Genomic DNA, 24,977 nt, shown 5'->3' on the forward strand with positions numbered 1-24,977 from the left:
TCTTGGCCTGCTCCTGACCGATCACGTAGGAGTCCAGGAACTCATAGAGCTCCCGCGGCTTGGGAAGCGAGTCCCAGGTGAGCTCGGTGGCGTCGGCGAGTTCCTCTTCGATGATCTCGTTGCACAGATCGATGCACTCATCGCAGATGTACACGCCGGGGCCGGCGATGAGCTTCTTCACCTGCTTCTGGCTCTTGCCGCAGAACGAGCACTTCAACAGGTCCCCGCCGTCGCCGATGCGTGCCACCCAGCCACTCCTCAAAACTAAGGCCGCCCCGTCGGTACCGCTCGCGCGCGAAGGCCGCACGGAAGTCGAGAATCTCCCGTAACCGTCCACAACGGCGGTCAACGGACGAGGCGATCTGTGTGTCGCTCTCCGTCAGACTAAGCGAAAGACCGGACCGGCTTCACCACCAGGCTCCTCCGGGCGGGTCAGGGGCCGGTCCGGCCAACACTTCTGCCTCTGTCTGAAACTCCCGCCGCGTTCCCGTTTCCACGGGACCAGCCGAGGTCTCAGTTCTGCCGTGACCCTACTGTAGAGAGGCCTTGCGGTAGGGCAGCACAAAGTCGATGATGCCGTAGTCCTTGGCTTCCTCGGCGGTGAGGATCTTGTCCCGCTCGATGTCGTGGGAGACCTGCTCGACCGAACGCCCGGTGTGGCGGGCCAGGGTGGTCTCCAACTGGGTACGGATACGGGTGATCTCGTTCGCCTGGATCTCGATGTCGCTGGCCTGACCGTGCATGCCCTCGGTCGCGGGCTGGTGGATCAGGATGCGGGAGTTGGGCAGCGCACCGCGCTTGCCGGCGGTCCCGCCCGCGAGCAGGATCGCGGCGGCCGAGGCAGCCTGTCCGATGCACACCGTCTGGATGTCGGGCCGGACGAACTGCATCGTGTCGTAGATCGCCATGAGGGAGGTGAAGGACCCCCCGGGCGAGTTGATGTACATCTGGATGTCCCGCTCGGAGTCGAGCTGCTCAAGGGTGATGAGCTGGGCCATCAGGTCGTTGGCCGAGACGTCGTCGATCTGCACGCCGACGAAGATGATCCGCTCCTCGAAGAGCTTGTTGTACGGATTCATCTCCTTGACGCCGTAGGACGTCCGCTCCACGTAGGACGGCAGGACGTAGCGGCTCTGGGGAGCCATCGAGGCCGCGCCGCCGATGTGACTGGGGTTGAACTCGGTCATTTCACGCCTTCCACGCACTGTGCCGTTCCTGGGACCAGGTCCGACGGATCAACTCTGGCCCCGGTCCGGGGTCACGTCGAGCGTTCCCTCCAGGACCTCGTCGATGAAGCCGTAGTCCAAGGACTCCTGGGCGGTGAACCAGCGGTCGCGGTCAGCGTCCTTCTCGATCTGCTCGATCGCCTGGCCCGTGTGCTCGGAGATCTTCTCTATGAACATCTTCTTCACGTAGAGAAGCTGGTCGGCCAGGATCCGGATGTCGGAGGCGGTACCGCCGATGCCACCGGACGGCTGGTGCATCATGACGCGGGTGTGCGGCAGCGCGTAGCGCTTGCCGGGGGCACCGGCGCACAGGAGCATCTGACCCATGGACGCGGCCATACCTATACCCACGGTGCGCACGTCGTTGGGGATGTACTGCATAACGTCGTAGATCGCCATGCCCGCGGTCACGGACCCGCCAGGCGAGTTGATGTACATGGTGATGTCTCGCTGGCGGTCCTCCGCGGACAGCAGCAGGAGCTCACCAACCAGGCGGTTGGCGATCTCGTCGTCGACCTGCTGGCCGAGGAAAACGATTCGCTGGCGCAACAGGCGCTGAGGCGTCTGCTCAAGAAAAGGGGAAAACTGCGTCTCCGACGTACGAGCGTCGAAGCGCGGGGACTCATCAAAGGTCGGCGGCACTCTCGTCACCTGCTCCGGAATCGAAACGGTTGCGATACAGCGACACTAACGCCGCACGGCACTGAGCCAGTCCGGATCGCGTCCCTGTTCGCTTTGAGCGCAGGGTGGTAGAACCCTGCGCAGTGCGTTCTTCCACCAGCGAACACGAAGGGCCCCGCCCGGCCTAGGAAGCTTGGGCGGGACCCGTGCGCGCAGGGCTTCGGAGCTACTTGGCGTCCTCGGCCTTGGCGTCGTCGTTCTTGGTGGAGGCCTCGGAGGCTTCGGCGGTCTCAGTCGCCTCGGCATCGTCCTCGATGACCTCAAGGGCCTCGTTGGCGGTGGCCGCGGCGGCCTTGGCAGCCTTCTCCTCGGCGCTCTCCTGCTCGATGACGTTACCGTCCTCGTCGGTGACCTTGGCCTCGGCCAGGACCAGGTCCATGGCCTTGCCGCGGACGACCTCGGTGAAGGCAACGCGAATCTGGTCGGACTCGACCAGGTGCTGGGCCAGCTGGTCCGGGCTCACGCCCATGCGCTGGGCCTGCTCGAACACGTACTGGCTGAGCTCGCTCTGGTCGGCGCTCAGGTCCTCCTGGATGGCCAGCTGGTCGAGGATGAACCCGGCCTTGACCGCGGAGCGGGCTCCGGTGGTCAACTCCTCGTCGAACTCCTCCTCGGTCTTCTCCTGCGACTCGAGGTAGGCCTCCTTGGTCAGACCACCCTGGGCGAGCTGCTGCTCCAGGCTCTGACGGCGACGGGTGATCTCCTCGTCGACGACCGCGTCAGGCAGCGGGACGTCGACGGAGTCGATCAGCTTCTCCAGGGCCTTGTCACGGGCGGCGGAGAGCTGCTGGAGGCGACGGACCTCGCCCATGCGCTTACGGACGTCGTCGCGCAGCTCGCCGATGGTGTCGAACTCCGAGGCCAGCTGGGCGAACTCGTCGTCCAGCTCGGGCAGCTCCTTGACCTTCGCGCTGTGCACGGTGACGGTGACGTCCGCCTCCTGGCCCTCGTGCTCACCGCCGACGAGGGTCGTGGTGAAGGTGGCCTCGTCACCGGCCTGCATGCCGCGCAGGGTCTCGTCGAGGCCCTCCAGCATGGAGTTGGTGCCGACCTCGTAGGAGTAGCCGCTGACCGCGACGTCCTCGAGGTTCTCGCCGTTGACGGCAGCGGACAGGTCAATGGACAGGTGGTCGCCGTCCTGGATCGGACGGTCGACGCCCACAAGGGTGGAGAAGCGCTCTCGCAGGGTGCCGATCTGCTCATCGACCTGCTCGTCGGTGACCTCGGCGCTGTCGACGGTCACCTCGATGCCCTTGTAGTCCTCAACCTCGAACTTGGGGCGGATGTCGACCTCGGCGGTGAAAGCGAGCTCGTCGTTGTCCTCCAGCTTGGTGACCTCCACGTCGGGCTGGCCGAGCGCGAAGAGCTCCTCCTTCTGGACGGCTTCGTTGTAGAGCTCCGGAACGGCGTGGTTGACCGCTTCGCTGATCACCGCGCCGCGGCCGACGTAGCGGTCGATCAGCCGCGCCGGCGCCTTGCCCGGGCGGAAGCCCTTGATCCGGACCTGCTTGGCGAGCGACTTGTAGGTCACGTCGAAAGCGTGATCGAGCTCCTCGAAGGGCACCTCGACGGTCAGCTTGACCCGAGTAGGGCTCAGCTCCTCGACATCGGTCTTCACGGGGCGGTACTCCTAGGTTTGCCGGCTGGTGTCCGCGTCGGCCCGCAGGCGCACCACACACAACGGCGAAATGCACGCGCGCACCCCGGGGGTCTTGACGACCACATCCAGCTGGGGTGCCCTGCGACGGGCTGGGACTTACAGTTTCCTGCTGATCGCACCAAGTCTAGGGCAGATACACAGGGGGCCACGGCGCACGGCCGGAGCCGCTGCCACAGTGGTTTCGTCGGGGTGGCGGGATTCGAACCCGCGGCCTCATGCTCCCAAAGCATGCGCGCTAACCAAGCTGCGCTACACCCCGTGTGCCAGACCAAGGATCGCACTCTCAGCGTGAGTGTGCGAACACGGCCTCAGAGACTGTACTCTTGTCTCTGTCGGCTCCACGAGTCTAGAGGACACTCGAGGTCTCTGGCGCCACGCGGGCGTAGTTCAATGGTAGAACCCCAGCCTTCCAAGCTGGTCATGCGAGTTCGATTCTCGTCGCCCGCTCCAGCATCCCGCCGGGGGACGGCCCCGCGCCACTCGGCGTGAGGTGCGCACGTGACGTGCCAACCCGTTCCGCCGCCCCGACTCGGGGACGGCCCCGAACCCCCATGCCACCTGGCGTGAGGTGCGCACACCACGCGCCGCCCCCACCGCCCACGCACCACCCGCTGGCGATCCGTGTGCCCCCACGCCCGCCCCTCCTGCGCCCGACCGTCTTTTCGGTGAGGTCTCTCACACTCACGACCCGGCACCCCTGGAGGAGAACACCGTTCGGTTTTCTCCTCCAGGCGGAATACCGGCCCCGGACGGGTACGTTGACCTTGCGGGCGGCCCTGTGGGCGCGATCGGATACGGGCGCCCTCGGGCTTGTGAAACGGGTGACTGAATGACGGACACGGACGCGGCACACGAGCCGGGCACCACTCTCAGTACGCGCTGGTTCGAACGCCCCGACGACCTGGTGCGGCCGGCCGTGGTCACCGGAGCCTTCGACGTCCTGCACGTCGGACACGTCCGCTTCCTCCGGGCCATCGCCGAGCGCGGGCTCCCCCTCGTGGTGGGTATCGAATCCGACGAACGCGTGCGCGCCTGGAAGGGGTCGGGACGACCGGTGAACCCCGCCGAGGAACGCGCCGAGACCGTCGCCGCCCTGGGATGCGTCACCGGCTCATTCATCGTCGAGGGGCCACCGGAGGTCGCCGACTGGGCGTCCTACGCCGAAGCCCTGCGTCCCCTGGCCCCCGCCGCCCTGGCCTACACCGCCGGGGACCGCTACACCCAGGCCAAGATCCGCGGCGCCGACGCGCTCGGCGCCCAGGCTTGGGAACTGCCCTTCACCCCCGGCCGCTCCACCACCGCGGCGCTGGGCCGCCTCGCCCACTCCCTTTAGCACCGCGCGGCCCACGGGTGTGCTCGACGGAGCGGGCGGCCCCGAACCGCCGTGGACGTCCGCCCCGGGAAGTGCCCCACGTACACCAGTGTTGACGCATGCGTGTGTTGACACATGCGTGGCGAACCGGCGAGCAGAACGAGGCTGTCCATGACGATGATGTCCGGCAGGCCCTCCTACAGGGCCCTGGTCAACGACGGGAGCGCGAGAGGGAAGGCACTGCCTCCCGGACTCGCCCGACGGATCATCTCCTACGCCCGCCCGCACTGGCGAGCGATCCTGTACTTCCTGGGGGTCACCACGGTCGGCGCCTCGATCGTGGTCGCCAACCCGCTGCTCCTCAAGGCCATCATCGACCGGGGCATCCTGTCCGGGGACACCTCGCTGGTGGTGTGGCTGGCGTTCGCCGCGGCCGGGCTGGCGGTGCTGGAGGGCGCCCTGACACTCCTTGGCCGGTGGCTGTCCTCCCGGATCGGAGAGGGGGTCATCTACCAGCTGCGCACGGAGGTGTTCACCCACGTGCAGCGGATGCCGGTGTCATTCTTCACCCGCACGCAGACGGGTTCACTGATCAGCCGGCTGAACACCGACGTGGTGGGTGCGCAGCGGGCGATCACCTCCGTACTCCAGTCGGTGGTGTCCAACCTGGTCAGCGCGACCGCGGTGATCGTGACCATGCTCGCGCTGTCGTGGCAGGTGACGCTGATCGCCCTGGCGCTGGTCCCGCTGTTCGTCATCCCCGCCAAACTGATCGGGCGGCGCCTGGCGCACATCTCCCGCGACGCGATGGACACCAACGCGGACATGAGCTCGCTGATGACCGAGCGGTTCAACGTCGGCGGAGCGATGCTGGTCAAGCTGTACGGACGCCCCGACGAGGAGTCGGCCGGCTTCGCCCGCCACGCGGGACGGGTCCGCGACCTGGGCGTGCGTCAGGCCGTGTTCGGTTCGCTGTTGTTCAGCATGCTGGGCCTTATCACGGCCTTGGCGATGGCGATGGTGTACGGAGTCGGCGGCGTGCTGGCGATCAACGGGGCGTTCGAGGTGGGCACGCTGGTGGCGTTGACCACCCTGCTCTCCCGCCTGTACGGACCGGTGACCACGCTGTCCAACGTGCATGTGGAGATCATGACCGCGCTGGTCTCCTTCGACCGTGTCTTCGAGGTGCTGGACCTGGAGCCGGGCATCAAGGAGAGCCCGAACGCCAAGGACCTGCCCGGAGGCGCGCTGGGTGTGGAGTTCGACAACGTGTCGTTCCGCTACCCGGGGGCGAAGGAGTCGTCGGTGGCGTCGCTGGAACTGACACCGCACGCGGAGGTGGACGAGGACACCCAGGTGCTGAGCGGGGTGTCCTTCCACGCGAGGCCGGGAACGATGGTGGCCCTGGTGGGGCCCTCGGGCGCGGGCAAGACGACGCTGACGCACCTGGTGTCGCGGCTGTACGACCCGACCGACGGCGAGGTGCGCCTGGGCGGGCTGAACCTGCGCGAGGCGACCGGGGACTCGCTGCGCGAGGCGGTGGGTGTGGTCACCCAGGACGCGCAGCTGTTCCACGACACGGTGCGCGCGAACCTGCGGTACGCCCGTCCGGAGGCGACCGACGCAGAGCTGGAGGAGATGCTGCGGATGGCGCGGCTGGGTCCGCTCCTGGAGCAGCTGCCCAACGGCCTGGACACGATGGTCGGCGACCGGGGGTACCGGTTGTCCGGCGGTGAGAAGCAGCGGCTGGCGATCGCGCGGCTGCTGCTGAAGGCGCCGTCCGTGGTGGTGCTGGACGAGGCTACGGCACACCTGGACTCCGAGTCCGAGGCGGCCGTCCAGGAGGCCCTGGCCGTGGCGCTGGAGGGACGGACATCGCTGGTGATCGCGCACCGGCTGGCCACGGTGCGGGAGGCGGACCAGATCCTGGTACTGGAGGACGGGCGGATCCTGGAACGGGGTACACACGACGAACTGCTGGACCAGGACGGGTTGTACACGGCGCTGTACCGGACCCAGTTCGCACCGCAGAGCCGGTAAGTCGGGGCCGCGGGGGCCGGGTCCACGGTTCCCGGAACGGGACCGGGCCGTGTGACGGCGAAGCATCGGACTACTTCTTGTCCTTTTTGATCTTCTTGTCGCTTTTGTCGCCCTTTTTCTTGTCCTTGCCGGACTTCTTCGGGTGACTGCGGTCCTTGTCCGAACCCGTCTCCTTGGCGGCCTTCCTCTCGGCCTTGGCCCTCTTCTCCGCCTTCTCCTTGGCCTTCTTGCGCTCCTTCTTGGCCGCCTTGGAGTGCTTGGACTCCTTGCTCTTCTTCGGCTTCTCGGCGTCCTTGGACGTCACGTGGCCGGCCAGGACCGCGGGCAGAGGTGCGATACCGGGACCGCCCTCGAAGATCCAGTCGTCGATGACCCCGACCAACCCGTCCTCGGTGACCCCGCCCAGCCACACCGGGCGGCCGCCGGCGGCGCGTCCCGCCCGGGACGGCTGGACGACCACCACGTTGGCCTGGAAGCAGATGTCCAGGCACGTGCTGGTGCGTACGGGGACGGTGCGGCCGGAGTGATCCTCGATAGCGCTGAGCCGGGCGAGCTGGGCCTCGTGGTCCACGCCCGGGACCTTCTTCCTCGTCCCGCAGCAACAGCCCCGACAGACCGTGAGCTGACACGGACGTCCTTCGCCTCCGTTCACGCTCTCCCCCGTGCTCTCCTCGGGACCACCAGAACCATTAGGTTCGCCTTACCTCATCAGCGTAGTCCGCATCGGGGACCTTCTGACCAGCGGGTACGCCGTTCCCTTCGGGGTCGGCGACCACCACGGGCCGCCAGGTCTCCGGGAGCCCCTCTCCCGGGGAACTCCCGTTCCATCCCGGTACCCACATGATCGGCAGCCCGGCGGCGAACAGGGGACTGCGGTGGTCCATGAGCTGCACGCGTACCTGGGGCTCGGTGCAGGCCCCCGAGCTGCCGCAGCGGGCCACCAGCTGACCGGCCCGGACTCGGTCCCCCCTGCGGACCACCGCTGATCCGCGACGCAGGTGGCCCAGGAGCACGTAGGCGCCGCCAACGTCGATCACCAGGTGGTTGCCGAGCAGTCCGGCCGGTCCGCGCAGCTCCCGCAGCGTGTTCTCCACGACCGAGCCGAACAGCCACGGCCACGAGTTGCGGCTGCGGTGGTCGCGCCGACGGCCGTGCACGGTCACCACGGTCCCGTCGGAGGGGGCGTACACGGGCTGCCCGAAAGCCGGGAAGTCGCCTGGCGGGCGGCTGAGCGGCCGCCAGCCGATGTCGGGGCGCGCGCCCTTCCCGGGTTCGGCGACCAGGCCGAGCGCGTAGGACTGCCCGTAGGCGTGGCTGCCCTGGCTGGGCACACCGTCCACGGGACTGGTGAGTGCCATCCACCGGCCCCGTACCGGCGGCTCCAGCACCCGGGGCTCACGCCGCACGGTGCCCAGGCGCAGGTAGACGGCGAGCGCGGCGGCGAGCAGCGTTCCGCTCACCCACCAGGACAGGCCGACGTAACCGGCGAGGAGGGCGAGCGTGGCCGCCCACATCAGCGGCATGCGGACCCTGGCGAGCAGGATCGGCCACCGGGGGCCGTCCGGGACATTCGGCCCGGAGGGTTCGACGGGTTCGGGGGAGGCGGAGCAACGCCGGAGGGACGGAGAGGGCATCCTCCATTCTGGCTTCTCTTCCTCCTGGAAGAGGATCCCCGGGCTCAAGCCGCCCGTCGGGGCCCGCGCGGCCAGTACCAGCCGGAGGCCGAAGGGGCCCGAACCGGCATCACACACGCGGTGGAACCCCCGGGGAGAACACCATTCTCCCCAGGGCGCGGACCTGGGCGTCCTCCAGCACGGCTGGTGGACGCCCCGTCCGTGTCGCTCTCACACGGGCCGTGCTACTTCCCGTCCTCCCGAGCGCGCTTGCGCAGGTACTCCGTAGCGGCTCCGGCCCCTCGGTCGATCTTCTCGTCGTGGGCGCCCCCGGTGGCCTTCTTCGCGGCTCTGGCGGCCTTGCCCACCATGCCCTGAGCCTTGCCGGCGTTGTCGTCGACGGCCTTCTTCAGCCGGTTGAACGCACCTCCGGTACCGGACATGGAATCCTCCCTCGATCCGTCCTGCTCTTGTCGCGATACCCGCTCCACGCCCGGTCCATGCAGCCGGAGTACCTTGCAAAAGGTGCGCGAAACGGCACTGAGCAGGTCAGATACCCAGGACCGCTGTGGCGATGGAGAAGTAGATGAGCAGTCCCGTGGCGTCCACGATGGTGGTCACCATGGGCGAGGACACCACCGCCGGGTCCACACCCACCTTGCGGGCCAGCAGCGGCATGGACGAACCGATGACCGCCGCCCACGTACACACCGCGATCACCGAGCACGCCACCACCAGCGCGACGTCCACACCCACCAGCAGGGAGCCGATGGCCATGGCCAGCCCGGCGAGGAGGAACCCCAGGAGCAGGCCGACCCGCGCCTCCTTCCAGATCACCGAAGGCAGGTCGCGCACCCGCACCTCACCGACCGCCAGGGCGCGTACGATCGCGGTGGCCGACTGCGCACCGACGTTGCCGCCGGTACCGATGAGCATCGGTACGAACAGCGCCAGGGCCGTGACCGCGTCCAGGGCCGACTCGAAGGCCTGCATCACGTTGACCGTGAACGTGGCCGCCACGATGAGCAGCATCAGCCACACTGAACGCGCCCCGACCAGGCGCAGTACACCGACGGTCACGTAGTGGTCGCTGACCGGGCTGGCGCCGGACTGGCGGGCCATGTCCTCGGAGTCGGCGGCCTCAATGATCTCCAGGGCGTCGTCGAAGGTCAGCAGGCCCAGAAACCGGTCCTCGGAGTCCACCACCGACAGGGAGACCAGGTTGGCCTCCTGCATCAGCCGGGCGGCGCCCTCGACCGGTTCCGAGGCACGCACGCGTGGCGCGAAGACGTCCACGATGTCCTTGATCAGGCGGTCGTCGTCACTGACCACCAGGTCGCGCAACGTCACGGTCCCGACCATGCGGCGGCCGTCGCTGACCACTGGCAGGGTGTAGATGCTCTCGGCGCCGGCCCCCTTCGCACGCACGACCTCCAGGGCGCGGCCCACCGCCAGGTCCCGGTGCAGGATGACCGTCTCGGGGGTCATGTACCGGCCGACGGAGTCGTCCGCGTAGCCCAGGAGGGCGGCGGTCATCCTGCGTTCGGCGGGGCTGAGGCCGGCCAGCGCACGGGTGGCGATCTTGGCTGGCGCCTCACCGATGAGACGGGCCCGGTCGTCGGGGTCCATCTCCTCCAGGATCTCGCGGAAGGCGGCGTCGCGCAGCCCCAGCAGGATGGCCTGCTGCTGGCTGGGGTCGAGTTCCTCGAAAACCTCCAGTTCGCGGTCCTTGTCCAGGAGCCGGAAAGGGATGATCGCTTCGCCACCATCCATGCGGGAGAGCTCGTCGGCGATCTCGTGGGGCCTGTGTTCGGCCAACCAGAGCCGGATACTGGTCAGGTCGTTGGTCTGCACCAGATCGGCCAGTTCCTCAGCGCGCTCGCCTTCTGCCATGCGAAGCACCCCCTCGCATTCTCCTACGCCCGTTGGGGGGCACCCACGGGCGGCACCAGTCCTCGGAAAAGCGGTGGGCCGGTGGTCCGGCCCCGCTCCGGTCCCGTCGTCACTGGTGTGGTGGACCGTGCGTGGAGTTGGCGCCCGGGGGCGGAAAAGGGCGGGCACGGCGATCCTGGACGTGTACGGACTGAACCGCCGTACGCGGGACGGGGAGCACACCGACCCTACCCGTCCGAGCGGCCCGAGCCGTACTGATCGGCCCTCCGGCGCGGCAGCGGCGGCTCCGTGGCGTGGGAGGGCGCACCAGGAGGGCGGCGCCGAGGAACCGCCGGGGAGCCGTGAAGTACCTGGCCAGTGCTCAGGAGGACCCACACCAACAGATCACAGCCCCTCTGCGTGGGTCAGTCGCGCCAGAGGACGACCAAGGCGCAGTCGTCGTTCTTGTGCTTGCTGAGGGTGTCCACGATCTCGTCCGCGCCAGTGGCGAAGCCGCGTGGGACGAGCTGCTCGGCGGCGCCCAGGAGCCGGTCGATCCCGGCGTCCAGGTCCTCGCCGGGGGTTTCGATGAGGCCGTCAGTGCAGAGCATGATGGCGTCACCGGGCCGGAGTTTGCCCTCGGCGGAGGCGTAGGTCATCTCGGGGATGACGCCCAGGACCACGCCCTTGGCCTCGGTGGTGCTCCACACACCGCCGCCGCTGTCGTAGTGCAGCGCGGGAGGGTGCCCGGCGGAGGCGATCTGGTACTCGCCCGTGTCCAGGTTCACGCTCAGGTGCACGGCGGTCACGAAGCCCTCACCGCCGCCGTTGCGCATGAGGTAGTCGTTGCAGTGGGCGAGGAAGTCACTGGTGGGAACGGCCCCGATGAGCCCGCTGAACGCGCCGGAGAGCATCAGGGCACGGGTCCCGGCGTCCACGCCCTTACCGGAGACGTCCACGACGGCCACGTCCAGCTGGTTGCCCCGGCGGATGGAGACGACGAAGTCGCCGCCGAAGGAGGAGCCGCCCGCCTGGCGCAGGACGGCGGTGCGCCCCCAGCCCTCGGGCAACAGGGGCATCCTGCCCTGGTGGCGGATGCGGTCGCGCAGGTCCAACAGCATCATCTCGCCGCTGAGCCCCTGCACGCCGAGGCGCTCGCGCACCCCGGACAACAGGTAGGACAGGACGGCGGTAACGCCGATGGTGACCAGCAGTCCGGGGCCCACCTGGCCGAAGTCGAGCATGAAGGCGACGAACAGCAGGACGGCGCCGACCACGGCCAGCAGGAAGGCCAGGCTCTTGCGTTTGAGGAGGAGGCCGCCCGCCAGGACGGTGAGGATCGTGGAGCTGGGCGGGAACCAGCCCGCGGGGCCCCACACGGCGCCGACGCCGATACCGACAGCCAACACGACGAGGGTGATGAGGACGAGCCGGTAACGGAACAGCACCTTGCGCCGGAGCACCGCGACGAGCCGCTGCACGGTGGAACGCAGCAGCCGGGTGGCCTTGGCGGTCGGTGTGGGCTTCATGGATCCCCTGCATTGCACACCCGCTCGCCGGCGGGAGTTCGGTTCTCGGACGGCACGGTCGGGTGGCACGAGGGCCACGTCGCCACCGGGGGACGTGGCCGGCGTACGGGGGCGGTGTACGGGGTACGCCCTGGCCGTGATGGCTGGAGGCGCCGACGGCGGACGCCGACGCGCTGCGGGCGACGAGGGCCCGCTACTGTGCACGAACTGTAGCGCGGGGGGTGGAACCGTGGCACGTGCAACCAGCGGTGTTCTCCCCCCAAACCACGGATTTGGGTTCAGCCGATAACCGAGCGTACGGAGTCAGGCACTACTCCGACACGGGGGAACGGTTCCGAATACCGGGATTGTTCCCCTCTCTCGGACACCGTTTCACGATCGGGTTCCTCTCGCGACCGGGTCGTCCGGGTGGGCCCGCGGCCCGGTGGCGCGACCGCGCTTCAGGATCTCACAGAGGCCCGGCGCAGGCCAGAGACCCACGTCCCAAGAAGTGAGATAAGGCACAATGGCCGAAAAAGACATAAACCGGATATCAAGTGCAAATAGGGCACTTGGCAGGAGTGAAGGGATGGCCGGACGAACGGAGGCCCCCGCGCGGTGATCCGTGGCCAACGCACCAGAACGTGGAGAAACGGTCCCGGCAGTGTCCTGGGAGGGCCCCGGCCGGGGCCCTCCCAGGACACTAGCCCTGTGGAAGCGGCGGGAGTTCGCCGGCCTCCTCGTAGGCCGTCAGCATCTCGATGCGGCGGGTGTGCCGCTCCTCGTCGCTGTAGGGGGTGGAGAGGAAGACCTCCACGAACCTGGTGCTCTCCTCCCGGGAGTGCATCCGGGCGCCGATGCCGAGCACGTTGGCGTCATTGTGCTCGCGCGCCAGTCGGGCGGTGTCCTCGCTCCAGGCCAGAGCGGCGCGAACGCCCCTGACCTTGTTCGCGGCGATCTGCTCGCCGTTGCCGGAGCCGCCGATGACGATGCCCAGGGAGCCCCGGTCCGAGGCCACGCCCTCAGCCGCGCGCAGCACGAAGGGCGGATAGTCGTCCACGGCGTCGTAGACGAGGGGGCCCGCGTCGACGACGTCGTGGCCGTGCTCCTTCAGCCAGGAGACGAGGTGTTCTTTGAGCTCGTAGCCCGCATGATCTGATCCAAGGTAAACACGCACGGCATCAGTCTGGCAGGTCATGGTGGTGACAAGCGCGGCGCCCCGCTCGCATGTGCGTAACGGGGCGCGGTGGTACGCGGACCTCTCAGACGGCGGCGGAGGCCGCGGAGGCGACGGCTAGTCCGAGAACGGCGAAGAGGGCCATGGAGACGATGGCGATCATGTTGTACAGGACCATCGACTTGATGTCCTTACCGATGGGGCCTGCCTTGGAGACCGCGGACTTGTTGCTCAACTCACACCTCGTTCGGGGTTCGACCAGAGATATCCCGCCGGAATTTTTCCACACCGCACAACGCGGTCGTCACCGGGGCCGATTCCCCACGGAAGCATGCGAGGGCCGTGAGCCCGCGCACACGTCCGTTGGCGAGCCCGCGGCCCCGACGGCCCTTCAGCCGCCCGGGGGCCAGCACGCGAGCGTCACATCTGGACGGCCTTGACCTCGCAGAACTCCTCCAGCCCGGGCAGGCCCCACTCGCGGCCGTTACCAGAGCGCTTGTAACCGCCGAAGGGCGCACGCGGGTTGAGCGCACCCCCGTTGAGCTCGACCTGCCCGGCCCGCAGGCGCCGGGCGACGGCCAGGCCCTGATCGGGGTCGCCGGACCACACGGCGGCGTTGAGCCCGTACACGGTGTCGTTGGCGATGGTGACCGCCTCCTCCTCCGTGTCGTAGGGGATCAGTACCAGCACGGGGCCGAAGATCTCCTCCTGGGCGATACGCATGTCGTTGCGTACGTCGGCGAAGACGGTCGGGCTGACGTAGTAGCCGCTCTCGTGCCCCTCCACCGGCTCGGCGCCGCCGGTCACCAGGCGGGCGCCCTCCTCCGTCCCGAGCGTGATGTACTCGCGGACCTTCTTCAGCTGGGCGGCGGAGACCAGCGGACCCATGCGGGTGGCCCCGTCCTCGGGGTCGCCGGGCGTGTACTTGGCGGCGTACCCGGCGGCCAGTGAGACCGCCTCGTCGTAGGAGTCCCGGTGCACCAGCATGCGGGTGAGCGCGTTGCAGCTCTGGCCGGTGTTGCGCATGACGTCGGCGACACCGCGCTTGACCGCCTTGGCCAGGTCGGCGCCGGGCAGGATGACGTTCGGGGACTTGCCGCCCAGCTCCAGAGCGACCTTCTTGACGGTCTCCGCCGCGACCTGGCTGACCCGGGTCCCGGCACGGGTGGATCCGGTGAAGGAGACCATGCCCACCCCGGAGTGCGCGGCGATGGCCTCGCCGACGACGGGGCCGGTGCCCGAGACCAGGTTGAACACACCCGCGGGAAGGCCCGCGTCGTGGAACACCTCGGCCAGGGCGTAGGCGCTGAGCGGGGCGATCTCGCTGGGCTTGAGCACGACGGTATTGCCCGCCAGCAGGGCGGGGACGATCTTGAGCACGATCTGGTGGAGCGGGTAGTTCCACGGGGTGATGGCGCCGACGACGCCGACGGGCTCGCGCACGATGAGCGAGTTGCCCTGCCGTTCGCCGCCGAAGTAGTGCTCGCCGGTCTCCTCGACCAGGTCGATGTAGGTCTGGAACATCAGGGCGGGCAGGCCCGCCTGAACCTTGCGGGCGAACCCGGAGGGGGCGCCCATGTCACGGGTGAGCACCGCGGCGGTGTCGTCGACGCGGGAGTTGAACAGCTCAAGGGCCTTGGCCAAGTGGGTGACGCGCTGCCCGGGCGTGAGCGCGGACCAGGCGGGGAAGGCCGCCGCCGCGGCCTCGACCGCGGCGTCGACGTCCTCGGCGGCCCCGGCCGGAACGGAGTCGATGACCTGCTCGGTCGCCGGGTTGACCACGTCCAGAGCCTCGCTGGAGACGGAGTCGCGCCAGGCGCCGTCGATGTAGAGGGATCGCATGACCCTACTTTCGCAGAACGGGATTCGGGTTGACCAGCCCGGAACTCGGTGCCGGTGGTTTTCCCGATACCCGGAGGCTTCCCGTGAACACGAAGGGGCGTGTGGGATCCGGGGCGGTGGGTCAGTCCCAGTGCGGCGGACGGTCGGCCATCAGCCGCGCGGTGGAGTCGTCCTCCGCGTCCTCACCCCATCCGAGTCCGCTCTCGTCACTGGTGGTGTCAGGCAGGATGTCGAGATCGTCGAAGAAGTCGACCCTGCGCTCGTCGTCGGGTCCGGGCACGGTTTCCCCTCCATGGTCGCGGCGGGCCCTGCCCGCCGTGCTGCCTGCGTGGTTCCGGACTCCAGTGTGCACCGGATCCGGTGCCGCCCCGCCGCACCGGGAGGGGCGGCGCGGCGGGGTTCGGCGTCGGCGGGCTCCCGGATCAGTCGAAGACGGGGCCCCGGGTCCGGGTCCGCTTGAGCTCGAAGAACCCGTCGGTCCCGGCGACCAGCAGTACGCCGTCCCACAGCTTCCCGGCGTCCTCTCCACGCGGGACGGGCGTGACGACCGGGCCGAAGAAGGCCGTGTCCGCGACCTGGATGACGGGGGTGCCCACGTCCTCACCGACCAGCTTCATCGCCTCGGCGTGCGAGGCGCGCAGGACCTCGTCGTGGTCGGTGACCGACCCCGCCGCCGCCAGGTCCTCGGGCAGGCCGGCGTCGGCCAGCGCGGCGCGGATCGTGTCCGTGGTGCGCGACTCGCCGTTGTTGTGGAAACGGGTGCCCAGGGCCGTGTACAGGCCGCCCAGGACCTCCGGACCGAAGCGCTGCTCGGCCGCGACGCACACCCGCACCGCCTCCCAGGACCGGTTGAGGCCCTCCCGGTACTCCTCGGGCAGGTCCTTCCCCTCGTTGAGCACGCCCAGACTCATCACGTGCCAGCGCACCCTGACCGACCGCACCTTCTCGACCTCGACGAGCCAGCGCGAAGTGATCCAGGCCCACGGGCACGCGGGGTCGAACCACATGTCCGCGTAGACGGTCTTCTGCTCACCGCCGGTGTTGGGGGTTTGCGTCATCGCTACTCCTCGGATCACGAAGGGAAGTGCACAAGTTCTGGCCGTAGAAGTGCAACCTCGCCCATCAGTTGCGCATTCCGCCCCGGCGCGTGACAGGATCGTGCCGAGTGGAAGACGACCTCCGGCCCCGACGACGCTCCACCCCAGGCGGCGGACTCGCCGTGGTCGGCAACGATCCGGCCGGCGAAGAAGGCGGCCGTGGAGGGAGCGTGGCGTGGCAGGCAACCTGACACGGGACGAGGCTCGGGAGCGGGCGCGGATTCTCAGCGTCGACTCCTATGACGTGGAACTGGACCTGACCACCGGTGACGAGACCTTCCGGTCCACCACCGTGATCCGTTTCTCCAGCTCGGAGCCGGGAGCGCGCACGTTCGTCGAACTGGCGGCACCGAAGGTGCTCACGGCGACGCTGAACGGCACCGCACTGGACCCGGCCGAGCTGTTCGACGGCGAGCGCCTCACCCTCCCCGAGGTGGCCGGGCGCAACGAGCTGACGGTCGTCGCCGACGCCGCGTACATGCGCACCGGTGAGGGCCTGCACCGGTTCGTGGACCCGGTCGACGAGTCGGTGTACCTGTACTCACAGTTCGAGACGGCCGACGCACACCGCATGTTCGCGTGCTTCGACCAGCCCGACCTGAAGGCGACCTTCGAGCTGACGGTGTTCACGCCCCCGTCGTGGGAGGTCGTGTCCAACAGCGCCCCGGACGTGGAGCGCGAGGCTGCGGGCGAGGAGCGGGTGCGCTGGCACTTCCCGGCCACACCGGTGATGTCCACCTACATCACCGCGCTGATCGCGGGCCCCTACCACGTGGTCCGCGACGAGCACGACGGCATCCCGCTGGGCCTGTACTGCCGGGCCTCGCTGGCCGAGCACCTGGACTCCGAGGCCCTGTTCGAGGTCACCAAGCAGGGCTTCGACTTCTTCCACGGCCTGTTCGACCTGCGCTATCCCTTCGGCAAGTACGACCAGCTGTTCGTGCCCGAGTTCAACGCGGGCGCCATGGAGAACGCGGGCGCGATCACGTTCCTGGAGGACTACGTCTTCCGCTCCCGGGTCACCGACGCCCGCTACGAGCGCCGCGCCGAGACGATCCTGCACGAGATGGCGCACATGTGGTTCGGCGACCTGGTCACCATGCGCTGGTGGGACGACCTGTGGCTGAACGAGTCGTTCGCGACCTACGCCAGCGTGTACTGCCAGTACAACGCCACCAGGTGGACCGACTCCTGGACGACGTTCGCCAACGTGGAGAAGGCGTGGGCGCTGCGCCAGGACCAGCTGCCCTCCACCCACCCGATCGCCGCCGACATGGTCGACATCCAGGCGGTCGAGGTCAACTTCGACGGCATCACCTACGCCAAGGGCGCCTCGGTGCTCAAGCAGCTCGCGGCCTACGTGGGCGTGGACTCGTTCTTCGCGGGCGTGCGCGCCTACTTCAAGGAGAACGCGTTCGGCAACACCGAGCTCAAGGATCTGCTCAAGCACCTGGAGGCCGCCTCCGGACGCGACCTGTCGGGCTGGTCTCGCGAGTGGCTGGAGACCACGGGCGTCAACACGATGCGTCCGGAGTTCGAGGTGGACGCCGAGGGCAACTTCACCTCCTTCTCCGTGCTCCAGGAGGCCCCCGCAGAGCACCCGACGCTGCGCTCGCACCGCCTGGCGATTGGTCTGTACGACCGCACCGGCGAGGGCATCGTGCGCCGCGAGCGCGTGGAGCTGGACGTCAGCGGCGGGCGCACCGAGGTGCCGGAGCTGGTCGGTAAGGCCCGGCCGGACCTGGCGCTGATCAACGACGACGACCTCACCTTCACCAAGGTCCGCCTCGACGAGCGCTCCCTGCGCACCGTGGTGGAGGGCGCCGGCGAGATCCGCGAGTCCCTGCCGCGCGCACTGGCCTTCGGCGCCGCCTGGGACATGACCCGCGACGGCGAGATGGCCGCCCGCGACTACGTCGCCCTGGTCATCTCCGGGATCAGTGGTGTGGACGACGTCATGGTCGCCCAGACCCTGCTGCGCCAGGCCACCTCGGCGCTGCACATGTACGCCGACCCGGCGTGGCGCCCGTTCGGCTTCGAGCAGCTCTCCGACCGGCTGCGCGAACTGCTGAGCGCCGCCGAGCCGGGCGGGGACCTGCAACTGGCCTACGCCAACGCGCTGGCCGCCACCGCGGTGACCGACGCCCACCTGTCCCTGCTGCGGGGCCTGCTGGACGGCGCGATCACCGTGGACGGGCTGGTGGTGGACACCGAGCTGCGCTGGACGCTGCTGCGCCGCCTGGTCGCGGCGGGCAAGGCCGGCGAGGCGGAGATCACCGCCGAGCTGGAGACGGACCCGACAGCGGCCGGCCACCGGCACGCCGCCGGCGCCCGGGCCGCGATCCCCACCACCGAGGCCAAGGCCGCCGCGTGGGAACGCATCGTGGGCGAGGAACTGGCCAACGCCGAGTTCCGCGCCGTGCTGATGGGCTTCACCGAGCCGGGCCAGGCCGAGCTGCACCGGCCCTACGTGGAGAAGTACTTCGCACAGCTGGCCCCCGCCTGGGAGAAGTGGACGGGCGAGTTCGCGCAGACCTTCGCCGAGGTGGTCTACCCCCGCAGCCTGGTGGAAGAGGAGACGCTGCGGCGCACGGACGCCTACATCGCCGAGACCGACCCGCCTCCGGCGCTGCGCCGCCTGCTGATCGAGGGCCGGGCGGGCGTGGAACGCGCCCTGCGTGCCCGCGCCACCGACATCGCCGCGGGCGCACGGCAGGAGTAGCACCGCTCGGGCAACAGCCCCTCTCCGGGGCAGCGCGGACGTCCCGCCGCCGTCGGGTGGCGGGACGTCCGCGTGCCCGCGGGTGGTACCTCCCCCTCGGGCCCTCCCATGACGGCCGCCGAGGCGCGTTCCGCCCCGCCGCTACAGGACGCGCCCCTGGCCGCCGCTGACCGGGCCGAGGGTGCGCCGGATACGCGCGACCATGCGGGGGTCGGCGAGTAGTTCGTCCACGAGCACAGGCTCGCCCTCTCCGTTGGTGAGCGGGATGCGCCAGTTCGGGTACTCGTCGCTTGTGCCCGGCTGGTTCTGCATCCGCCGGTCCCCCACCACGTCGGTGAGTGCCACCCCGACCATGCGGGCGGGTGTGGCCACCAGGTAGGCGTGCATGGCCGCCACCACGGCGGCGGGGTCGGCCACCGGGTCGACGCCGTCGTCGAGCAGTCCCAGCTCCACCAGCAGCTCCCGCCACCGCTCCACCCGGGCCTCGGCGCCGGCGCGCTCCTCCTCCACCGGTCGGTTGAGCAGCCCCAGCCGGTCGCGCAGCTCCACGTGCTCGGCGGACAGAAACGACGCCACCGGCGGCAGATCGTGGGTGGCGACCGTGGCCAGGCAGTCGGTGCGCCACTGGTCGGGGGTGTGCGGCTCTCCGTCGGCCTCCTGCTCGAACCACAGCACGGACGTGCCCAGGACCCCGCGGTCGGCGAGGTACTCGCGCACCCACGGCTCCACCGTGCCCAGGTCCTCCCCCACCACGACGGCGTCCGCCTGGTGGGCGGCCAGGGCGAGCGCGCCGACCATGCCCTCGTGGTCGAACCTGACGTAGGTGCCCTCCGCGGCGGAGGCGCCCTCGGGCACGCACCACAGCCGGAACATGCCCATGACGTGGTCGACTCGGACCCCGCCCGCATGGCGCAGCGTCTGGGCGAGGACCTGCCGGAACGGGCCGTAACCGAGTTCGGCCAGCCGCCGGGGGTGCCAGGGCGGCTGCCCCCAGTCCTGGCCCCGCTGGTTGAACTCGTCCGGCGGCGCGCCCACGTGCAGGCCGGACACGAGCGCGTCACCGTACATCCACGCGTCCGCACCGCCCGCCTGTACGCCGATCGCCAGGTCGTGCATGACGCCGACGCTCATACCCCCGTTCAGGGCGGTGTCCTGCGCCTGGGTGAGCTGCTCGTCGAGGACCCACTGGAGCCAGCGGTGGAACTCCACCGTCGGCCACCGGCGCAGAGCCTCCTCTCCCACGCTCCGGGCGTTGACGTCGCGCAGGTGGCCGGGCCAGGACCGGTAGTCGGTACCGTACTCCTCGGCCAGGGCCGACCAGGTGGCGAACTGGATCAGGGGCTGACCCTCGCGCTCCAGGTAAGTGCGCAGGGACGCTTCCCGGCTGGGTACCCGGGTCACCTCGAAGAGCACCTCCAGGGCGGTGCGTTTGGCCTTCCACACCGAGTCCCGGTCGAGCAGGTCGGCCGTGCGGCCGCGTTCGCGCAGCGGCCGGGCCAGGCGCTGGATGCCCTCCCGTTGGGCGGGGTCGAGCCGGGCGTATTCGGGAACGTCCTCGATACGGATGTAGAGGGGACTGGCGTAGCGGCGGCTGACCGGCAGGTAGGGCGAGGGTTCCACGGGCGGCAGCGGCTCGGTGGCGTGCATCGGGTTGATCAGGGCGAAGTCGGCGCCCAGGTCGCGCGCGCTCCAGTCGGCGAGCTCGGCGAGGTCGCGCAGGTCACCGGTGCCCCACGAGGCGCGGGAGCGCACGCTGTAGATCTGCGCCATGGTCCCCCACAGGCGCGGGTTGTTCCGGAGTGCGCTGGGCTCGACGCGGTCGGGGACCACGAGCAGGGGCGCGTCGTGCTCGGCGCCGTTGTCGGTGACGTGCAGTGTGTGCACGCCCAGCGGCAGGCCGGGGTCGAAGGGCAGCAGGGAACCGTCGGAGGTCTCCACCGTGCTGCGGGCTCCTTCGGGCAGCACGAGGTCGGGGGCCTTGCCCTCCCGGACGACCACCGCCGGAGGCAGGAGGCCCCGGGCCGCGGTGTCCGGCGCTCCTGGATCCACCCCCAGAGCCGCCAGGACATGGCGGATGGTGTCGGGGCTGACGGGGACCCGCCGTCCCCGCCAGTCCTCGTAGGTCGTCGCGACTCCGTGCTGCTCGGCCACCCGTGCCAGCTGAACGTCCCTCACAGAATCCGATCATGCCCTACCAGGTGCTCCGTACACTGGAGGCCGTACCGGCGTGGGGCCGGAACGTGCCCGAGGTCCTGGCCGATAACGGCTGGCGGACACGGCACGGCTGGCTCCGCGGCATACGTGAACAGTAGGCCTGCACAGGCCGTTAATTCGATCGCAGCGTGTGCTTGACAACTGCATAATCGAGTTGTGCTCGCGAACTACCGGCGGCTCTTCGCCGTCCCCCATGTGCTCTCTCTGCTGGCCTGGTCCCTGACGGCGCGCTTCTACACCCCGGGCCTGATGATCGCGGTCACCTTCCTGGTGGAGGAGTGGACCGACTCCTACACCCTGGCCGGTCTGGTCGCGGGCGCCTTCACCCTGGGTACCGCCCTGGTGGGACCGCTGCGGGGCCGGATGGCCGACCGTGGCGGCACGGACCGGCTGGTGCTGGTGTGCGGCGCGGTGTTCAGCGTGGGCCTGCTGGGGCTGGCCCTGCTTCCAGGATCGCTGTGGTGGCTGTCGATTCCGCTGGCTCTGGGAACCGGGCTGTTCAACACCCCCGCGAACCAGGTCGTGCGTGCGCTGTGGCCGCGGCTGACACGCGGTCCGGAACGGCAGGCGATCTACGCGGCCGAAGCCACCACCCAGGAGCTGTTGTTCGTCTTCTCCCCCATCCTGACCGCCGGTGTGGTGGCCTTCGCCGGTGCCCGCTGGGCACTGTTGGTGTTGTCGGTGCTGGCGCTGCTGGGCGCGCTCGGCTTCGCCCGTGCCCTGCGCCGGGCCGGGGTGACCGGTCCCGCACCGGTCGACGGTGAGGAAGGCTCCGCCGGCGCGGCCACGGCTCCCCGGCGGAGCCTTCTGCGTCGTCCGGCGCTGGTGGTCCTGTTCCTTATGTGCCTGCTGATGGTCAGCGGGATCATGGGGATGGACCTGGTCATCGTGGCGTGGGCCAACGAGCTGAACACGCCGCAGTACGTGATGGTGCTGGCGTCGGTGTGGGCGCTGGGGTCGCTGGTGGGCGGTGCGATCGCGGGCGGGCTGCACGGCCGCCCCCACCTGGTGCGGCGCTGCTTCGGGTCGGCGCTGGGCGTGGCGGTCCTGGCACCTTTCGTGCCGCCGATCATGTACCTGCCGACGCCGCTGCTGATCACACCCCTGCTGTTCCTGTCCGGGATGGCGCTGGCACCGACGTTGGCCGCGGTGATGGGCCGCCTGGGCGACCTGGCCCCCGCTCGGCGGCGGGCCGAGGCGTTCGGGTGGATGGCCACCGCGCTGGGTACCGCGGGCGCGGTGGCCGGGCCGCTGACAGGCGCGCTGGTCGACCTCATGGGGATCGCGGGCGGTGTGCTGGGCGCCACGGCGCTGGTACTGGTGGCGGCGCTGCTGAGCCCGTTCGTGCCCGAACCGCGCCACGAGGCCTCCCGGGAGGGAGCGGACGAGGGCCCGGCCGTGAACGCCCCTGACGGCGATCAGGCCCCGGGCGTGCTGAAGGCTCCTCCTGTGCGCGGGACGGACCCGGGGGCCGAGGCGTGCGCCCCGTCCCCCGACGAGTCCCCTTAGGTCGTGTTGCCGGCCCGGCCCGAGGTCAGCCGTTCCAGCCGGGCGGCACCCGGTGGGCCCACGGGCGTGCGCGTTCCAGCTGCGCGGACAGCGACAGCAGGGTGGCCTCCGCACCCATCCGGCCGGTGAGCATGGCGCCGATCGGCAGTCCCCGGGGCGACCAGTGCAGGGGGACGCTGACCGAGGGTTGCCCCGAGACGTTGTAGACCGAGGTGAACGGCGTGAACTCGGTCATCCGCCAGAACTCCTCCTCCGGACCGCCGCTGGTGAAGTGGCCGATCGGAACCGGGGGCGCGGCCAGTGTGGGCGAGAGCACGGCGTCGAAGGGCTCGGTCCCGGCGATCAGGGAGCGGACGCCGCGTTGGAGGCGGGCGCAGGCGGCGATGTAGTCAGGGACGGGAGTGGCGCGGGCGCGTTCGCGCAACCACCGGTTGAGAGGACCGAGCTCGGCCTCCCGGTCGGGGGCGACGGGGGTGGCCGAGGCCATCGCGGCCCAGAGGAGCTGGAAGTCCTCCATGAAGGTGCCGCCGAAGTGGGCGTCCCAGGGGACGGACACCTCCTCCACGTCGTGGCCGAGGTCGCCCAGCAGGCGGACGGTCTCCTCGTGGGCGGCCAGGACGTCGGGATGGACGGGGATCCCGGCGGAACCGGTGGTGGCGTAGCACCCGATGCGCAGGCGGCCCGGCTCGCGGTCCACATGGTCGGCGAAGTTCTCGCCGCGACGCGGAGGCGGGGCGGCGAAGTAGTCTCCCGGCCGGGCGAGGGCCATGGCGTCCAGGAGGAGTGCGGCGTCGCGAACGTCCCGGGTGAGGGGGCCGGCGGTGGACAGGCCGACGAGGTCGGGCTTGAGGGGGGCGCCGGAGATCCGGCCCCGGGTGGGTTTGAGGCCGAAGAGCCCGCACACGCTGGCGGGGATGCGGATGGAACCCCCTCCGTCACTGCCCTGGGCGACGGGGGCGAGCCCGGCGGCGACGGCCACCGCGGCGCCTCCGCTGGACCCGCCCGGGGACAGGTCCGTGTCCCAGGGGTTGCGGGAGGGCGGGGCGATGCCGTTCTCGGTGTAGCAGCTCGACCCGAACTCGGGGGTGTTGGTCTTGCCCGGCAGGACCGCGCCCGCTTCGCGCAGTTGGGCGACCAGGTCGGAGTCGATCGGGGCCACGGCGTCACGGAGCACCGCTGATCCTTGGGTGAGCCGGACCCCGGCGACGGGGTCGAGGTCCTTGATCGGCACGGGGAGCCCGAGCAGGGGCGGCAGAGTGTCGGGCGTGTCACTCATCACCCGCTTCTCCGCGTAGCGGGCCTGTTCGAGCGCCTTTTCTGGAGTGACCGTAATGTACGCACCATAACGGTGGTCATACCGTTCGATCCGGCTCAGACAGTGCTCAGTGATCTCAGTAGGGGACAGTTCACGACTGTGGACCATCGCCAGGAGGCGGTGGGCCGGAAGGTCATGGATCTGGGTCATGTCGAGTCAGGTTAGCGGGCACGTCTCCGGGCACCACGGTGATGGAAGGCACTTCTCTAGAGAACCTGTCCGAAAGGTAATCATTCCCTTCCCTGGCGCAGGGAACACGTATACGAGTCAGGAAACAGGGCAAGAAAAGTGTGAGAAGTAATGCACTAGGACTCGGATATGGAACGAACTAACCTGTCCGACGTGGAATCGGCAACCAGAGTGAACGGCCCTACCCCATCGTCCGAGGGACAAGAGCGGCAGAGTCCCGAGACCCTCTTTTTCCCCAACCAGAGCAAGAGTACGGAGATTTCGGGCAGCAGAGCTGTCTACGGCGCGCTCCGGGAGAACCAGAACGCCCGCAGGTGGGTCATGCGCGGTGGCGGCGCGGCCCTGGTCGCCGTCGTGGTCGGCATGCTCACGCTCGACTGGCGGATCGGTGTGACCTTCGGGATCCTCACCCTGATCGGGACCATGGTGTACTCCTCCCGGCGCGAGTCCGAGATCCCCCGCTGGCGCAAGCCCTCAGCCGCCCAGCGAAAGACCGAGGCCCAGCTCAAGGTGATGAAGCAGCTCGGCTACCGCGTCCTGCACGCCCGTGCGGTACCCGGTGGCAACGGACAGATCGACCACTTCATCGTGGGACGGCGCGGCGCGTTCGCCATCGACTCCGAGTCGTGGGACAAGCGCCTGCCGCTGCGCAACAAGCTGGAGAAGCTCTACCACGGGCGGTTCAGCAAGAACGAGCGGATCGACGAGGCCCTGGAGGAGGCCAAACGCGCGGAGGAACTGATCAGCGACGAACTGGGACGCGAAATCAAGGTACGTGCGTCGCTGGCCATCTACGGACCCGGCATGCCCTGGGACAGCCACCGGCTGCGGGGCGTGGACATCATCACCGGAACCAAGGTCCGCAAGTGGCTGCGCACCGGCCGCGCCCGTCTGACCGAGACCGAGATCGAGGAGATCTACCAGGCCGCACAGAAGGCCCTGCCCCCCAGGTACTGAAACCCCCCGCCTTCGACACCCCACCGGCCCGGGACGGACCACA

22 protein-coding genes and 2 tRNA genes are annotated in these 24,977 nt (G+C 69.5%); 7 read left to right on the plus strand and 17 right to left on the minus strand.

Annotated features, from left to right (window positions below; translation table 11 throughout):
- The 5 genes from AC0T5L_RS23880 to AC0T5L_RS23900 all read right to left on the minus strand — a co-directional run.
- Positions 1 to 247: ClpX C4-type zinc finger protein (locus AC0T5L_RS23880; protein WP_476167727.1), on the minus strand; the 247-nt coding region annotated here is incomplete at its 3' end.
- A gap of 283 nt (positions 248 to 530) precedes the next feature.
- Positions 531 to 1,187 carry an ATP-dependent Clp protease proteolytic subunit gene (locus tag AC0T5L_RS23885; protein WP_476167728.1) on the minus strand — a complete coding sequence of 219 codons (657 nt, stop codon included), beginning with the start codon at positions 1,185 to 1,187 and terminating at the stop codon, positions 531 to 533.
- A 48-nt stretch (positions 1,188 to 1,235) separates the two neighbouring features.
- Positions 1,236 to 1,775 carry a ClpP family protease gene (locus AC0T5L_RS23890; protein WP_476167729.1) on the minus strand — a complete coding sequence of 180 codons (540 nt, stop codon included), beginning with the start codon at positions 1,773 to 1,775 and terminating at the stop codon, positions 1,236 to 1,238.
- A 298-nt stretch (positions 1,776 to 2,073) separates the two neighbouring features.
- A complete protein-coding gene (tig, locus tag AC0T5L_RS23895) occupies positions 2,074 to 3,525 on the minus strand; it encodes a trigger factor (RefSeq protein WP_476167730.1) in 1,452 nt (483 codons plus the stop codon).
- Positions 3,526 to 3,751: 226 nt separating this feature from the next.
- Positions 3,752 to 3,826, minus strand: a tRNA-Pro gene (locus tag AC0T5L_RS23900).
- A 117-nt stretch (positions 3,827 to 3,943) separates the two neighbouring features.
- On the opposite strand from AC0T5L_RS23900, the gene AC0T5L_RS23905 reads away from it, so the two are divergent.
- From AC0T5L_RS23905 to AC0T5L_RS23915, 3 genes are all read left to right on the plus strand, one after another.
- Positions 3,944 to 4,017: transfer RNA gene (locus AC0T5L_RS23905), tRNA-Gly, on the plus strand.
- A gap of 379 nt (positions 4,018 to 4,396) precedes the next feature.
- Positions 4,397 to 4,900 (plus strand): adenylyltransferase/cytidyltransferase family protein, encoded by a 504-nt coding sequence (locus AC0T5L_RS23910; protein WP_476167731.1) that lies wholly within the window; start codon positions 4,397 to 4,399, stop codon positions 4,898 to 4,900.
- Between the two features lie 156 nt (positions 4,901 to 5,056).
- Positions 5,057 to 6,919, plus strand: a complete 1,863-nt coding sequence (locus AC0T5L_RS23915) for an ABC transporter ATP-binding protein (protein WP_476167788.1) — start codon at positions 5,057 to 5,059, stop codon at positions 6,917 to 6,919.
- Between the two features lie 70 nt (positions 6,920 to 6,989).
- Here AC0T5L_RS23915 and AC0T5L_RS23920 read toward each other — a convergent pair whose 3' ends face one another.
- The 10 genes from AC0T5L_RS23920 to AC0T5L_RS23965 form a co-directional block, all read right to left on the minus strand.
- Entirely contained in the window at positions 6,990 to 7,490 is a 501-nt protein-coding gene (locus AC0T5L_RS23920) for a (2Fe-2S) ferredoxin domain-containing protein (RefSeq protein ID WP_476167732.1), read from the minus strand.
- Between the two features lie 118 nt (positions 7,491 to 7,608).
- A complete protein-coding gene (locus AC0T5L_RS23925; protein WP_476167789.1) occupies positions 7,609 to 8,442 on the minus strand; it encodes a peptidoglycan DD-metalloendopeptidase family protein in 834 nt (277 codons plus the stop codon).
- A 335-nt stretch (positions 8,443 to 8,777) separates the two neighbouring features.
- Positions 8,778 to 8,975, minus strand: a complete 198-nt coding sequence (locus tag AC0T5L_RS23930) for an Rv0909 family putative TA system antitoxin (RefSeq protein ID WP_476167733.1) — start codon at positions 8,973 to 8,975, stop codon at positions 8,778 to 8,780.
- 106 nt (positions 8,976 to 9,081) lie between these two features.
- Positions 9,082 to 10,425, minus strand: a complete 1,344-nt coding sequence (gene mgtE / locus AC0T5L_RS23935; protein WP_476167734.1) for a magnesium transporter — start codon at positions 10,423 to 10,425, stop codon at positions 9,082 to 9,084.
- A gap of 404 nt (positions 10,426 to 10,829) precedes the next feature.
- Positions 10,830 to 11,933, minus strand: coding sequence for a PP2C family protein-serine/threonine phosphatase (locus tag AC0T5L_RS23940; RefSeq protein WP_476167735.1), 1,104 nt, complete (start codon positions 11,931 to 11,933; stop codon positions 10,830 to 10,832).
- Between the two features lie 682 nt (positions 11,934 to 12,615).
- Positions 12,616 to 13,089 (minus strand): ribose-5-phosphate isomerase, encoded by a 474-nt coding sequence (locus AC0T5L_RS23945; protein WP_476167736.1) that lies wholly within the window; start codon positions 13,087 to 13,089, stop codon positions 12,616 to 12,618.
- A gap of 85 nt (positions 13,090 to 13,174) precedes the next feature.
- Positions 13,175 to 13,324 (minus strand): hypothetical protein, encoded by a 150-nt coding sequence (locus AC0T5L_RS23950; RefSeq protein WP_476167737.1) that lies wholly within the window; start codon positions 13,322 to 13,324, stop codon positions 13,175 to 13,177.
- 185 nt (positions 13,325 to 13,509) lie between these two features.
- On the minus strand, positions 13,510 to 14,931 hold the full coding sequence (locus AC0T5L_RS23955; protein WP_476167738.1) for an aldehyde dehydrogenase family protein: 1,422 nt from the start codon (positions 14,929 to 14,931) through the stop codon (positions 13,510 to 13,512).
- A gap of 121 nt (positions 14,932 to 15,052) precedes the next feature.
- Positions 15,053 to 15,211 carry a hypothetical protein gene (locus AC0T5L_RS23960; RefSeq protein WP_476167739.1) on the minus strand — a complete coding sequence of 53 codons (159 nt, stop codon included), beginning with the start codon at positions 15,209 to 15,211 and terminating at the stop codon, positions 15,053 to 15,055.
- 142 nt (positions 15,212 to 15,353) lie between these two features.
- A complete protein-coding gene (locus AC0T5L_RS23965) occupies positions 15,354 to 15,989 on the minus strand; it encodes a mycothiol-dependent nitroreductase Rv2466c family protein (RefSeq protein WP_476167740.1) in 636 nt (211 codons plus the stop codon).
- 214 nt (positions 15,990 to 16,203) lie between these two features.
- On the opposite strand from AC0T5L_RS23965, the gene pepN reads away from it, so the two are divergent.
- Positions 16,204 to 18,750, plus strand: a complete 2,547-nt coding sequence (gene pepN, locus AC0T5L_RS23970) for an aminopeptidase N (protein ID WP_476167741.1) — start codon at positions 16,204 to 16,206, stop codon at positions 18,748 to 18,750.
- 141 nt (positions 18,751 to 18,891) lie between these two features.
- On the opposite strand, the gene malQ is transcribed toward pepN, so the two are convergent.
- The gene (gene malQ, locus AC0T5L_RS23975) at positions 18,892 to 20,925 is read right to left on the minus strand and encodes a 4-alpha-glucanotransferase (RefSeq protein WP_476167742.1); all 2,034 of its coding nucleotides are present in this window, start codon (positions 20,923 to 20,925) and stop codon (positions 18,892 to 18,894) included.
- A gap of 11 nt (positions 20,926 to 20,936) precedes the next feature.
- On the opposite strand from malQ, the gene AC0T5L_RS23980 reads away from it, so the two are divergent.
- On the plus strand, positions 20,937 to 21,062 hold the full coding sequence (locus AC0T5L_RS23980; RefSeq protein WP_476167743.1) for a hypothetical protein: 126 nt from the start codon (positions 20,937 to 20,939) through the stop codon (positions 21,060 to 21,062).
- A 58-nt stretch (positions 21,063 to 21,120) separates the two neighbouring features.
- Positions 21,121 to 22,473, plus strand: coding sequence for an MFS transporter (locus tag AC0T5L_RS23985; RefSeq protein WP_476167744.1), 1,353 nt, complete (start codon positions 21,121 to 21,123; stop codon positions 22,471 to 22,473).
- 25 nt (positions 22,474 to 22,498) lie between these two features.
- Here AC0T5L_RS23985 and AC0T5L_RS23990 read toward each other — a convergent pair whose 3' ends face one another.
- Complete coding sequence (locus tag AC0T5L_RS23990; RefSeq protein ID WP_476167745.1) at positions 22,499 to 23,938, minus strand: amidase; 1,440 nt, start codon at positions 23,936 to 23,938, stop codon at positions 22,499 to 22,501.
- Positions 23,939 to 24,148: 210 nt separating this feature from the next.
- On the opposite strand from AC0T5L_RS23990, the gene AC0T5L_RS23995 reads away from it, so the two are divergent.
- Positions 24,149 to 24,934 carry a nuclease-related domain-containing protein gene (locus AC0T5L_RS23995; RefSeq protein WP_476167746.1) on the plus strand — a complete coding sequence of 262 codons (786 nt, stop codon included), beginning with the start codon at positions 24,149 to 24,151 and terminating at the stop codon, positions 24,932 to 24,934.
- The last annotated feature ends 43 nt before the right edge of the window (positions 24,935 to 24,977 follow it).

This window comes from Nocardiopsis sp. TRM 82005, assembly GCF_056312425.1.

What these genes read in the sequence shown, in the direction of transcription:
- AC0T5L_RS23940 (WP_476167735.1), bottom strand. Translation starts at nt 11,933, where the DNA reads ATGAAGCCCACACCGACCGCCAAGGCCACCCGGCTGCTGCGTTCCACC.
- AC0T5L_RS23910 (WP_476167731.1), top strand. Translation starts at nt 4,397, where the DNA reads ATGACGGACACGGACGCGGCACACGAGCCGGGCACCACTCTCAGTACG.
- AC0T5L_RS23930 (WP_476167733.1), bottom strand. Translation starts at nt 8,975, where the DNA reads ATGTCCGGTACCGGAGGTGCGTTCAACCGGCTGAAGAAGGCCGTCGAC.
- AC0T5L_RS23925 (WP_476167789.1), bottom strand. Translation starts at nt 8,442, where the DNA reads ATGCCGCTGATGTGGGCGGCCACGCTCGCCCTCCTCGCCGGTTACGTC.
- mgtE (WP_476167734.1), bottom strand. Translation starts at nt 10,425, where the DNA reads ATGGCAGAAGGCGAGCGCGCTGAGGAACTGGCCGATCTGGTGCAGACC.
- AC0T5L_RS23980 (WP_476167743.1), top strand. Translation starts at nt 20,937, where the DNA reads ATGCCCTACCAGGTGCTCCGTACACTGGAGGCCGTACCGGCGTGGGGC.
- AC0T5L_RS23885 (WP_476167728.1), bottom strand. Translation starts at nt 1,187, where the DNA reads ATGACCGAGTTCAACCCCAGTCACATCGGCGGCGCGGCCTCGATGGCT.
- AC0T5L_RS23955 (WP_476167738.1), bottom strand. Translation starts at nt 14,931, where the DNA reads ATGCGATCCCTCTACATCGACGGCGCCTGGCGCGACTCCGTCTCCAGC.
- AC0T5L_RS23990 (WP_476167745.1), bottom strand. Translation starts at nt 23,938, where the DNA reads ATGACCCAGATCCATGACCTTCCGGCCCACCGCCTCCTGGCGATGGTC.
- AC0T5L_RS23965 (WP_476167740.1), bottom strand. Translation starts at nt 15,989, where the DNA reads ATGACGCAAACCCCCAACACCGGCGGTGAGCAGAAGACCGTCTACGCG.
- AC0T5L_RS23915 (WP_476167788.1), top strand. Translation starts at nt 5,057, where the DNA reads ATGATGTCCGGCAGGCCCTCCTACAGGGCCCTGGTCAACGACGGGAGC.